8 protein-coding genes, 3 tRNA genes, 2 rRNA genes and 1 pseudogene are annotated in these 12016 nt (G+C 63.3%); 4 read left to right on the forward strand and 10 right to left on the reverse strand.

Annotated elements, in window-relative coordinates:
* The first annotated feature begins 21 nt into the window (after nt 1-21).
* Both LHA26_RS16770 and LHA26_RS16775 read left to right on the forward strand, forming a co-directional pair.
* Nucleotides 22-831 carry a phospholipase D-like domain-containing protein gene (locus tag LHA26_RS16770; RefSeq protein ID WP_252166711.1) on the forward strand — a complete coding sequence of 270 codons (810 nt, stop codon included), beginning with the start codon at nt 22-24 and terminating at the stop codon, nt 829-831.
* Nucleotides 831-2387, forward strand: coding sequence for an Eco57I restriction-modification methylase domain-containing protein (locus LHA26_RS16775; protein WP_252166712.1), 1557 nt, complete (start codon nt 831-833; stop codon nt 2385-2387). The genes LHA26_RS16770 and LHA26_RS16775 overlap by 1 nt, the downstream gene beginning before the upstream one ends.
* 168 nt (nt 2388-2555) lie before the next feature.
* Here LHA26_RS16775 and LHA26_RS16780 read toward each other — a convergent pair whose 3' ends face one another.
* The 4 genes from LHA26_RS16780 to LHA26_RS16795 all read right to left on the reverse strand — a co-directional run bounded on the left by LHA26_RS16780 (nt 2556) and on the right by LHA26_RS16795 (nt 6094).
* Nucleotides 2556-3272 (reverse strand): hypothetical protein, encoded by a 717-nt coding sequence (locus tag LHA26_RS16780; RefSeq protein ID WP_252166713.1) that lies wholly within the window; start codon nt 3270-3272, stop codon nt 2556-2558.
* Entirely contained in the window at nt 3269-4123 is an 855-nt protein-coding gene (locus tag LHA26_RS16785; protein WP_252166714.1) for an HAD family hydrolase, read from the reverse strand. Before LHA26_RS16785 ends, LHA26_RS16780 begins: the two co-directional genes overlap by 4 nt.
* A gap of 134 nt (nt 4124-4257) precedes the next feature.
* On the reverse strand, nt 4258-5223 hold the full coding sequence (locus LHA26_RS16790; protein ID WP_252166715.1) for a hypothetical protein: 966 nt from the start codon (nt 5221-5223) through the stop codon (nt 4258-4260).
* Nucleotides 5224-5476: 253 nt separating this feature from the next.
* Complete coding sequence (locus tag LHA26_RS16795; RefSeq protein WP_252166716.1) at nt 5477-6094, reverse strand: helix-turn-helix transcriptional regulator; 618 nt, start codon at nt 6092-6094, stop codon at nt 5477-5479.
* A 100-nt stretch (nt 6095-6194) separates the two neighbouring features.
* On the opposite strand from LHA26_RS16795, the gene LHA26_RS16800 reads away from it, so the two are divergent.
* Entirely contained in the window at nt 6195-6386 is a 192-nt protein-coding gene (locus tag LHA26_RS16800) for a hypothetical protein (RefSeq protein ID WP_252166717.1), read from the forward strand.
* Between the two features lie 45 nt (nt 6387-6431).
* Nucleotides 6432-7547 (forward strand): annotated as a pseudogene (locus LHA26_RS20200) (recombinase family protein); the annotation flags it as partial.
* A gap of 27 nt (nt 7548-7574) precedes the next feature.
* Here LHA26_RS20200 and LHA26_RS16810 read toward each other — a convergent pair.
* The 6 genes from LHA26_RS16810 to LHA26_RS16835 form a co-directional block, all read right to left on the reverse strand.
* The gene (locus tag LHA26_RS16810; protein WP_252166719.1) at nt 7575-8009 is read right to left on the reverse strand and encodes a hypothetical protein; all 435 of its coding nucleotides are present in this window, start codon (nt 8007-8009) and stop codon (nt 7575-7577) included.
* A gap of 97 nt (nt 8010-8106) precedes the next feature.
* A tRNA-Met gene (locus LHA26_RS16815) sits at nt 8107-8183 on the reverse strand.
* A gap of 55 nt (nt 8184-8238) precedes the next feature.
* Nucleotides 8239-8353: ribosomal RNA gene (gene rrf, locus LHA26_RS16820) — 5S ribosomal RNA — on the reverse strand.
* Nucleotides 8354-8452: 99 nt separating this feature from the next.
* A 23S ribosomal RNA gene (locus tag LHA26_RS16825) occupies nt 8453-11244 on the reverse strand.
* A 398-nt stretch (nt 11245-11642) separates the two neighbouring features.
* Nucleotides 11643-11718, reverse strand: a tRNA-Ala gene (locus LHA26_RS16830).
* Nucleotides 11719-11873: 155 nt separating this feature from the next.
* Nucleotides 11874-11950 (reverse strand) — tRNA-Ile (locus LHA26_RS16835).
* Between the last annotated feature and the right edge of the window lie 66 nt (nt 11951-12016).

The raw sequence follows: 12016 nt of genomic DNA on the forward strand, positions 1-12016 counted from the left end.
CAACACGGCATCGGGGCGGCGATGGCGAGATCGCTCGTGGAGCGGCTGGGCGCCGACTGCGCCGCAGCCACCGCGCTGGCGGAGCGGCTGAGTTCGGGCATGGCGACGCTCGCCCGAGGAGCCACGATCGGCGGTTTCGGCGCAGCCGCCGTCTCCCGGGCGGCGACCGACTTCGTGGATCGGGGCTGGCTGTCCGAGGATGCGGCCGGATGGCGTCGAACGCTCGAGCCGCTTCCCGCAGGCTTGGCAGCCTTCCTCGCGGGCGCCGAGGCAATGCGGTCCGTCAGCGCGGCCCGCATGGACGCGGTCGCGTCCGCGGTCGTGACGCTTCCGGCCGCGCCGAGCGCGATCGCGGGCGCATTGCCTCTGCAAGGCCCGATCCACGCCAGCCTAGAGAAGACCGAGGAGATGCTCGGCGCGCTGGCGCGTGCCGCTGTAGCGTCCTTCACCGTGATGAGTCCGTTCGTAAACCATGATGGCGCGCAATTCGCCATGCGATTGTTCGAGGACTGCCGCGCGCCGAAAAAGACGCTGATCACGCGACTGGCGGGTTCGACCCGAGTGGTGGTCGACGAGCTGCTGCCCACGCTGCGGACAACGCGTGTCCGCGTGCTCGATTACCTATTGCTGGCGGGGGGCGGATACGAGACATTCCATGCCAAGGTCGTCATCGCCGATGCCGACCAGGCGTATGTCGGAAGCGCCAACATGACGCGTTACGCCCGGCATTCAATGGAACTCGGCGTGATGCTCACGGGACGTCAGGCGCGGGCGGTCGCGGCCGTCGTGCGCGCGGTCGAGGGCATCTCCAGATCCGTTCTGCCGGGCTGATGCTCACGCATCCCGACATCGAGGCCTTCGCAGCCGAGGATCGCGTCGCGCGCATCGTCAGCTTCTACAGGCGACGCCCCGCGCTAAACGCGTCGTCGAGCGTGGACGCCATCCTAGCAGATCGCGCGCCGGCTGAGGTGGCTGGGCTCCTCGCGGAGCTCAGCCCCGCCTGGTTCGACCACGCCGTCGCGAGCGTCTACGCCGCGCTGATGGGGAGGCGGCGGCGCAAGGCGCTTGGCGCCTACTTCACCCCTCCTGGCCTTGTTCGCCATCTTGTCGGGCGCGCCCAGAGCTTCGGTGTCGACCTCGCTAACGCCCGCGTCCGGGATCCCGCCGCCGGCGGCGCCGCGTTCATCGTCCCGATCGCACGCGAGATGGTGGCGCTCTGGCGTGCGGATGGGATCGCCGACGTCGTCATCGTCGAACGTCTCCGCGAGCGGCTCGTCGGCCGGGAGATCGAACCGGGGCTCGCGCGGCTGGCCAACGCTCTGATGCGACGCTGCCTCGTCCGCGAACACGGCATCAACGCGGCGGTCGCGGAAACGCTGGACGTGATCCGCGAAGGCGACTCGCTCAAGGTGCAGGATCACGACGGTGCCGATCATGAGATCGGCAACCCTCCCTTCCTCCGGCTGGCCTCGCATGCCGGCCAGGCGGACGCGGAACGGTTTCGCGACATCAGCTCCGGACGGCTCAACCTCTACTCGATCTTCGTGCGGCGCGGGCTGGCCGCGCTTCCTGCCGAAGGCATCCTGGCCTATATCATCCCCGCCTCCTTCATCGGCGGACCGGAGTTCGCGCGCTTCCGAGTTCGCGTGAGGCAGCTCGCCGAGGTGCTCGCGGTGGACATGATCAAGGGCAGGTCGACCGTGTTCATGGACGTGGTGCAGGACACCTGCATCCTGGTCTTGCGCCGACGCGATGCCGAACTGGCGGACTTGCCCTCGGCGGAGGCGGCGTGCATCACGGTCGGAGGAGACGGCTTCCCGATCTCGGAGGGCGTGGTGCAGCTGCCGCCCGGCGATGGCCCGTGGCTACTGCCGGGTGACAACCACGATCTGCCGTCGACGCTGGAGGAGTGGGGTTATTCCGCTCGGATCGGCTACCTGGTCGCCAACCGCCAGGCTGACCGGCTGCACGAGAGCCCTGCGCCCGGTCGGGTTCCGCTTATTTGGGCCAAGGCGATCGGCCAGGACGGAACCTTCGACTTCGAACGCGGCAAGCGCTTCCGCGCCAAGAGCTGGGTCGAGGCGCCGTCGGACGCTCCTTACCTCTCCCGCGTCGGCTGCGTCGCTGTGCAGCGCACGTCCGCGCGGGGTCAGCGTCGGCGAATTGCGGCTGCCGAGATCCCGGCCGGTTTTGTCAAGGAGTATGGCGGCGTTGTCGCCGAGAACCACGTCATCCTGCTCCTGCCTTCGCGTCCTGATGCTGCGTCGCCGGCGGCGCTTGCGGACGCGCTTAATCGGCCCGAGGTCGGTGATCAGCTCGACCGGATGTGCGGATCAGCGTCTATTCCGGCGAGGCTGCTTGAGCGGGTGCCGATGCCAATGCCTTAGATCATACAACGTTCAGCCAGGGTCGATTGAGCTGCGGGTGGAGGCCAGAAACCTTCCCGCGCCGGCAACCCTTAAGCTTCCGCTCCGACTCTCGATCGACACAAAGCGCGCAAGCTGGTCGGCCAGCTCGGGCGTGCGGCGTCCGGGCAGGGACGGCTCTAATTCCGGTCATCTAGCTGAGCTGGGCGCGCGCGGCTGAGGTTGGTGGTCGGGCTGCACGTGTGCGGAGGAAGTGGAACGCTGGCCCGTGCTCGCCTGAGCAGCGAGCGGCACGATCGCACCGCCTGTGGCCGTCGGCGTTGTGATTCGATCCCTTGACGGCTGAGCTGACGCGGGAGCCGCAGCCTCGACCCCCGCGTGTGGCGGCTGACCAGACACTGGGGTTCCAGTGAAATCGGGCAGCGGCGACGCTTTGACGCCGAAGGCGAGGATCGCCGACAGCAGGACGATGCCTGCAGCGATAATCCCGTAGAACCAGTCCATCTTGTGCTTGGAACGCACCTTGCGCCCGCGCACCTCGAACGGGCTCGCGCGGCTGATCTCTGCACCGAGATCGACCGTAAGCCCAAGTTCGCGCAGCCGCGTCTCGACCGGAGTCGCCGCTTTCACCGCGCCGTCGAGCAGCCGATGATACCAGAGCCGGTCCATCAGGTAGAAGGCGAGCAGCGGCAGCAGCGAGCAGGACACCACAAGCCCGGCCACCGAGATGTGGAACCCCAACACTCGCGCGAACCCGCCATCCTTGATCGCGTATCCGCCGAGACCGATGAAGGCGCCGGTGACGATCAATGCAAAGTTGCGGATGCGGAGCTCGAGATCGTTGAAGTGCTGCTGCACGTCAATGATCTTCTTCCAGACCTCGACTTGGGCGGGCAGCTCGCTCATGCCGCCTCCAGTACGATCGGGACGATCTCGGCGAAGGCTTTCGTCAGCACATGCGTGGGCGTGATCGCCCCCGGCTGCAATGCCGCGTTCTCGCGCGCCACCATCTCAGGTGTCCAGTGAGTCACCTTCTTCAGTAGATCATATTGCTCGGCGCGATGCTGCGCCGCCCCATAAGCCGCGTGGATGTCGAGCACGCCAGCCTGCTGCGCCATGTGAACATCCTTCAGCTTGTTATCGCCAACATATGCGACGTCGCGCTTCTCGAACCCGAGTTCAGCGATGATGGCCGTGAGGATATGAGGGTTTGGTTTCACCTCGCCGTCAGGGGTGAAGCGATGAACCGTTGCCTTCAGCTCGTAACTGGCGGCCTCATATCTGCGGATCGCCCCCGTATCGAACGGTACATCATGATCCGCCGGCGAGTATAAGACGTCGATCAGCCCATCGAGGCCGAGCTTACGAAAACGATAGTTGGTGTAGAACGCCTTGGATTCGGTGAATGCCGCGATGATCATGCCGGCGGATTTGAGCCGTTGAAGCGTATCCAGCACGCTTGGGTAAAGCTGGAGATGCCGCCGCCGCGCAGCGCGATAATCGTCGATCGCCGGCTGCATTTGCTCGAGCAGCTCGGCGCCAAAGGTTTCGCGCAAGCTCGGAAGCTCCGACAGGACAAACGCATATTCGCTTGTCCCGTGCCGCTGGTGAACCGCCCTGCATTCGGCATAGAAGCGCGCGGGGTCGACGCCCGAGATTTCGAGGACACGGCTTGCCATCGCCGAGAACGTCTCGAACCACAGATGCTGCCAGTCGAGCAGCGTGTTGTCGACATCGGTGATCAACAGCTTCTTCACGCACCGCCCGCCAGTTTAGCCTTCCCTCATTCATATCGGGTTTGAGGTCGACTGTCGCCACATAGCTGCCCCCAGCCTGCGCCTCGTGGCCGCTCGACGCTCGGGGGCGCACCAGCTAGCGCGTCAGCGCGGCCTCATCGCCGCTCACGGGACGTCACGACGAGCGGAGCACGGCGTCTCGCACGCTCGATCCATTGTCGATTGCCGACCTGGGTGAAGAAGGTAGGGGAGCGATCGCCGGTCAGTACCAGCCGCACGATCCCGCGCAGGCGCGCGAGCTGATCCGGCGTGATCGGCTCCCCACCATGGAGCAGCGCGCTTCTCCCGCGGTAAGCGTCTCGCGCCTGCTTGCGCAGTGCTTCGCTTTCCTCGTCGCTGCACCCGGCACGCTGCGCGCTCTCGACGACGAGCCGACCCATGGCAGTGCCGATCGACTCGGCGCGCATCAGCTTGAGCGCCTCGGCTAGATCTTGGCGGTCCGCCTTAGCGGCCTCGTCTGTCCAGCGGGCGATCCGCTCCAAGGCGTCGCCATCACGGTCCCGACGCTCGGCGAGCAGCTCCAAAATTGTCGACAGCAGAACGTAGCGGCTCTCGTCCGACGCCTCGAAATCGACGTCAACGAAGATGCGTGCCGCGCGCTCGATGCCACGCGACCACGGCGCGTGCGCCAGCGCGTCGCTCAGCACCGCAACATCCATCTCAAAGGCGACACTCTCATCGCCGGCCATCACATGAGGCATCTCGCCGGCCGGGAACACATAGGAAAAATCGAGATCGGCACGCTCACCCGACACGAGCTCAAGCAGCTCGCCGTCATTTGCCCGGATCGATACGTCCAGCATTATCGACGCGCGCGCGAGGCGCCGCCGCAACTCCGGCAGTTCGGCCTCGATCGCAGAGCGCGGCTTGGTCAGCCGAATGAGGAAGTAGCGTTTGCCGCCGCACACGTGAAAGGAAGCATCGTAATCGCCAAAGGCGAACGCTGCCTCACCATTGAAGGCGCGAGGCCCGCGGCCCGACCGGCCCGTGAACCCAGCTTCCGCCGGCATCTCGATCGGCAGCAACAGGTCGAACAGCTTGCTCTCGTCACCCCCCCCCACTGCCTATCCTCTCGAGGTCGCGAAAACCTACGACTACGCGCCGACAGGCTACACCATCACCTTCGCTCAGGGTATCCCGCTGCTTGAATGAGGGTCTGCTTTTCGCAATTACTGCCCGAAAGCAGCCATTCTGCTTCCCCCCCATTTCGGACGTTGGTGGCCGAGCGGCTGCGCTGGCCTCTGACAAGGTGACGCCTGAAAGCCGTTTCAGATGCAAAGCCTGGCGTGACGTCGCGGATGCCCTGTCGCCAATCTAAAGCGGTCGACGGCACAGTTGGGCGAGCCTTGGGTTGAGGATCACGAGCTCCGGCGTGGTGTGGCCGTCGGCGGGCTGCTGGAAGCGGAACACGCTTGAGGTGGCAAGCTGCCCGCGTTCGAGCCGCGACAGGGTCGCGACCGAAATGGCGGCCTCGCGGGCTACCTGTGCAAGGGTCAGCTTCCGGCGCGTCCTGGCCGCCCGGAGCTGCTCGCCGAATGCCGCGATCTGGTCGCCCTCCCGACCCTCGAGGAACCTCCGGTAGCGCCCCGGTGCCGCCGCTTTGGGTACGGGCCGCAGCCGGCCTCCCCCTGGCATGTCGTCGACAAAGAGGCGGGGGTCGGCCTCGCTTTCGACCGGGTGTGCGACATGCTCCCAGCCGAGGTCCAAAGTGTCGAGGAGCGCATCGAGCGTGGCGGGTCCTGGCCATGCCGCCCCGCGCTCGATGTTGGAGAGCGTCTGCCGCGATATGCCGACGCGCGCCGCCACCTGGGCCTGGGTCCCGAACGCCTCGCCGTCGAGCAGCCCCTGCCGGCGGCGTTTCAGAAAGGCGCCGAGATCCGCACGCAGGCGCCCGGCGCCGCGCGGCAGCAACATCCGGCTGGGACGATCCACGTATCGCATCTGCGACAATCATAGCGGCGGTCTGGACCTTCAGAAAGCCCAATGTCGCGTTTTTGCAAGGCTGGCCGCCGCTGCATCCTAGAAGACCGGCATGTCCGCTCCCGGCATCTTCCGCGAACCGCCGGCTGAGGAACGGCATGCGCCGACGCAGAGGCGGGACCAGCTCGCCTTGCTCGAGGAGGTGTTGCTGTCGCTCATTGCAAAGCGGCTGGTCGCCGCGTTGGGCCGAGAGACAGAGATGTCCGCTTCAAGCGGAGAGATCGCGGCGGCGGTTGAAATCTGACCGCTGCATCCGCATCCTTGCCGATTCACGCACGCGAGACCCACAATGACCGAATTTGCCGTCGCTTACGGACGCAAGAGCTTCGACGACCCGGACGACCGTACCTCATCCGTCGACGACCAGCGGCTCTTTGCGCTGGGCTATGCCGAAAGACATGGCTTCGAGGTGGTCGCCTTCCACGGCGATGACGGCATCACGGGCGCGACCATGGAAAGGCCGGGCCTCCAGAAGGTGCTGGCGCTCATCGCCAATGGTCAGGTCCGCGCCCTCATCATCGAGGATGTCGACCGGCTGAGCCGTGACGCCGAGCATCTCCTCTACATGGTCAAGCTGTTCCGGCTGCACCGGGTCGCGGTGCATACGGTGGCGGCGGGCAAGGTCGATGACCTCGTCCTCGCCTTCAAGGGCATCATCGGCGAGCAGCAGCGTATGCGTATCGCCTATACGACCAGGCGCGGCCTGCGCGGCAAGGCGACGCGGGGTGGGGCCACCGGAGGCCGTGTGCTCGGCTATCGGCGCGAGATCATCGGCGACGACGCACAAGGCCGCGAGACAGACCGCCTCGCCATTGACGGTCCCCAGGCAGCGCTCGTGCTGCGCATCTTCACCCTCTATGCGGACGGCTGGAGCCTGAAGCGCATCTGCACCACGCTCAACGCCGAAGGGATCCCCTCCCCGCGTGCTCGCGAACGCGGACGCTATAATGGCGGCATCTGGAACCCGTCGACCCTGTCGGGTGACGTGGCGCTGGGTGAGGGCATCCTCAACAACCAGCTTTATATCGGGCGCCGCATCTTCAACCGCCGCACCTGGGTGGAGGTGCCGAACGACCGGCGCGGCTTCTCGCGCCGGCCGCGGCTCAACCCGGAAGCGGAATGGATCATCCGCGACGAGCCGCAGCTGCGCATCGTGCCCCAGGCGCTTTGGGACAGCGTCAAGGCTCGCCAGGCTGATGCGCGAAAAGCCCGTGACGCGCACTTCAAGCGCACCGCCAATCCGCTTGCCGGCGCGAAGCGACCGACACACCTGCTGTCCGGGCTGGTGCGGTGCGGCCTTTGCGATGAGCCATATCTTGCATCCGGCGGCGGCCGGTGGCGGTGCAAGGGACAGCGCACCGGCCGGTGCGCGAACGGCTCCATCACCGTGCAGGAACTCGAGGCGCGCGCCTTGTCAGGGATCCGCGAGCGGCTACTGACGCCAGACACCGTCAAACGGTTCGCCGCCACGCTCCAGCAGGCGCTTATGGAAACGGCACAGCTGGGCAACGCGGAACGCACCAGGATCGAGGGCGAACTCGCAGACACACGCATGCGCATGGCCAAGATCGTCACGCGCATCGAAGAGGATGGCGACGCGCCCCGGGCGCTGACAAGCCGCCTTCGTGATCTGGAGCGAGACGCGAATCGCCTCGAGCAGGCACTTTCCGAGCTCCCGGCCGCTCAGGTCGTGCGGCTCCCGGCGAACTATGAGAAGCTCTACCGTCGCGCGATCGCCGAGCTCGAGACGCATCTGGCGTCCAGCGAGGGTACTGCCGCTCGCGAGGTCATCCGCCCGCTCATCGAGAAGATCGTGGTGCAGCCAGGCAGCGCGCGCAGCAGCAAACGCCGCCCCATTCAGCTCCACGGCGACCTGTACCGGATGCTGGCGTTCGCGGAGGGCGCCTGTACGCCAGACGCAAAAAAGCCCCAGACCGTGAGGTCTGGGGCTTTTGTGACACAGTTGGTTGCGGGGGCAGGATTTGAACCTGCGGCCTTCAGGTTATGAGCCTGACGAGCTACCGGGCTGCTCCACCCCGCGCCGGGAGTTTTATTGGGGTGTGAATGGGTTTTTTCCGTCTCGCGCCGGTCGCAAAGCCTGGCGGCGTCCTACTCTTCCATCGCTTAAGCGATAGTACCATTGGCGCAGTCCGGTTTCACGGCCGAGTTCGGGATGGGATCGGGTGGGTCACGGACGCTATGGCCACCAAGCTATGGGGCCGGCGCGGGGACGGAGTGTGTTTTGAGATCGGTGCGTGTGTCATGCTGGGCGTTTGCGCATCACCAGGCTTTAGGGTGATGGCGGGGCTCATCAAGCGCGAATAGAGCAATTAGGACCGGTTAGCTTCACACGTTACCGTGCGTCCACATCCGGCCTATCGAGGTCGTGGTCTTCGACCGCTCTAAGATATCTTATCTCGAGGGAGGCTTCCCGCTTAGATGCTTTCAGCGGTTATCCCGTCCATGCATAGCTACCCTGCTGCACCGTTGGCACGATGACAGGTCCACCAGAGGCATGTTCAACCCGGTCCTCTCGTACTAGGGTCAACTCCTCTCAAATATCGACGCCCACGGCAGATAGGGACCAAACTGTCTCGCGACGTTCTGAACCCAGCTCACGTACCACTTTAATTGGCGAACAGCCAAACCCTTGGGACCTGCTCCAGCCCCAGGATGTGATGAGCCGACATCGAGGTGCCAAACAACCCCGTCGATATGAGCTCTTGGGGGTTATCAGCCTGTTATCCCCGGCGTACCTTTTATCCGTTGAGCGATGGCCCTTCCACGAGGGACCACCGGATCACTATGACCGACTTTCGTCTCTGCTCGACTTGTCAGTCTCGCAGTCAGGCTGGCTTATGCCATTGCACTCTAACAGCCGGTTTCCAACCGGCCTGAGCCAACCATCGCGCGCCTCCGTTACTCTTTGGGAGGCGACCGCCCCAGTCAAACTACCCGCCACAGAGGGTCCCTCACCCGGCTAACGGGTGCAGGTTAGACATCAGAAAACAACAGGGTGGTATTTCACCTATGGCTCCACCAGGGCTGGCGCCCTGGCTTCAAAGCCTCCCACCTATGCTACACAGTTCTTTCCTAATGCCACTCTGAAGCTGCAGTAAAGGTGCACGGGGTCTTTCCGTCTAACCGCGGGTACTCCGCATCTTCACGGAGAATTCAATTTCGCTGAGCATGTGCTGGAGACAGTGGGGAAGTCGTTACGCCATTCGTGCAGGTCGGAACTTACCCGACAAGGAATTTCGCTACCTTAGGACCGTTATAGTTACGGCCGCCGTTTACCTGGGCTTCATTTCGATGCTTGCACATCTCCACTTAACCTTCAGGCACCGGGCAGGCGTCAGACCCTATACGTCGTCTTGAAGCCGACTTAGCAGAGCCCTGTGTTTTTGCTAAACAGTCGCTACCCCCTGGCCTGTGCCCCCTGGCAGTGCTTGCGCATAGCCAGGGCCTCCTTCTTCCGAAGGTACGGAGGCAATTTGCCGAGTTCCTTCAGCACACTTCTCTCAAGCGCCTTGGTATACTCTACCTGACCACCTGTGTCGGTTTCGGGTACGGTCTGTATGGGGAGGCTATTTCCTGGAACCGCTTCGAAGCACGGCCAATCCGATAAGGCCGTACAACTGCCACGATCCGTCACTCATCCCCAGGCCATGGAATATTAACCATGTTCCCATCGACTACGCCCTTCGGCCTCGTCTTAGGGGCCGGCTCACCCTGCGCGGATTAGCCTTGCGCAGGAACCCTTGGTCTTTCGGCGACAGGGCATCTCACCCTGTTTATCGCTACTCATGTCTGCATTCGCACTTCCGATACCTCCACGGCCCATTACCAGGCCGCTTCGCAGGCGTACGGAACGCTCCGCTACCGCGTGGATAAATCCACACCCTAAGCTTCGGTGCACGTCTTGAGCCCCGGTACATCTTCGCCGCAGGAACCCTTGATTAGACCAGTGAGCTGTTACGCTTTCTTTAAAGGATGGCTGCTTCTAAGCCAACCTCCTGGTTGTTTTGGGATTCCCACATGCTTTCCCACTTAGACGTGACTTGGGGACCTTAGCTGTAGGTCAGGGCTGTTTCCCTCTTGACGACGGACCTTAGCACCCGCCGTCTGTCTCCCGGATATCACTCTTGGGTATTCGGAGTTTGGTTAGGTTTGGTAGATCTCGCGACCCCCTAGCCCATCCAGTGCTCTACCCCCCAAGGTGTTCGTCCGAGGCACTACCTCAATAGTTTTCGCGGAGAACCAGCTATTTCCCGGCTTGATTGGCCTTTCACCCCTAAACACAACTCATCCGGTACCTTTTCAACGGTAATCGGTTCGGCCCTCCAGTGGGTGTTACCCCACCTTCAGCCTGGTCATGCCTAGATCGCCGGGTTTCGGGTCTAATGCATCGAACTCAGTCGCCCTATTCAGACTCGCTTTCGCTGCGCCTACACCTAACGGCTTAAGCTTGCTCGATACATTAAGTCACAGACCCATTATGCAAGAGGTACGCGGTCAGGGCTTAAAACCCCTCCCACTGCTTGTAGGCATTCGGTTTCAGGTACTGTTTCACTCCCCTCATCGGGGTGCTTTTCACCTTTCCCTCACGGTACTTGTTCGCTATCGGTCATGCACGAGTATTTAGGCTTGGAGGGTGGTCCCCCCATGTTCAGACAGGATTACACGTGTCCCGCCCTACTCAAGGCCTGAATGCGTCCTTTCGCATACGGGGCTGTCACCCGCTATGGCCGACCTTTCCAGATCGTTCTGCTAGTCTACATCCAGGCACTGGCCTGGTCCGCTTTCGCTCGCCACTACTTACGGAATCTCGGTTGATGTCTTTTCCTCCGGGTACTGAGATGTTTCAGTTCTCCGGGTTCGCTTCACCAAAGCCTATATATTCAGCTTAGTGATACCTTCCCCATTAAACACCGACCGTCCTCGCGAACGCGCCGATGTTTAATGGTGAGGGTGGGTTCCCCCATTCGGAAATCTGCGGGTCAAAGGTTGCTCACACCTCACCGCAGCTTATCGCAGCGTGCCACGTCCTTCATCGCCTGTGCATGCCAAGGCATCCACCAAATGCCCTTACCTCACGCTTGAGAGCCCGCACCATCAACCTAAAGGCTGACGATGCGCTTAATTTGCTCAGCATGAAACCATATCACGAACCAAAACGCCGATCGCCACGGCCAAAGCCGTGCCCATCGACGCCGGTCCGCGGCATCGATCTCAAAAACCCATTCACAATGTCAAAGACAGGTCGGATGACCCTACCGCGTGTCGCCACGCGGATCCGGTTCCCATTATCACTGGACATAGTCAGAAGCGTCGTGCGCCCCCGCAGCCTCGCACTCCCGCGCCGCCTTTCGGCGGCTTAGGAATTTTCCCGCAAAACCATGCGCCGCATGGTTCGCGAACTCCGCACTCCCGCGCCGCCTTTCGGCGGCTTGGGAATTTTCGCGCAAAACCATGCCCCGCATGGTTTCGCAGCGAAAATTGGTGGAGCCTGTCGGGATCGAACCGACGACCTCAAGCTTGCAAAGCTAGCGCTCTCCCAACTGAGCTAAGGCCCCGACAGGATGCGCCGCCCGACGGCTCGAGCGGCCTTGCGGCCCCTGCGCCGCCTCTCGGCGGCCGCGCAGATCGGCGTTGCGCCACCGGCGCCGCCTCTCGGCGGCTTGGGAATTTTTTCGCAAAACCATGCCCCGCATGGTTTGGCTGAAAAAATTGGTGGGCCGAGGAGGACTCGAACCTCCGACCTTACGCTTATCAGGCGTACGCTCTAACCACCTGAGCTACCGGCCCAAATCTGCCCGGGCCAGAAAGCGGCGCACCCCGCCGCGGGAAAACCCCGCGTGGGCGCGCCACCCT

The sequence above is a fragment of the Sphingomonas morindae genome (assembly GCF_023822065.1).
GTDB lineage: Bacteria > Pseudomonadota > Alphaproteobacteria > Sphingomonadales > Sphingomonadaceae > Solisphingomonas > Solisphingomonas morindae.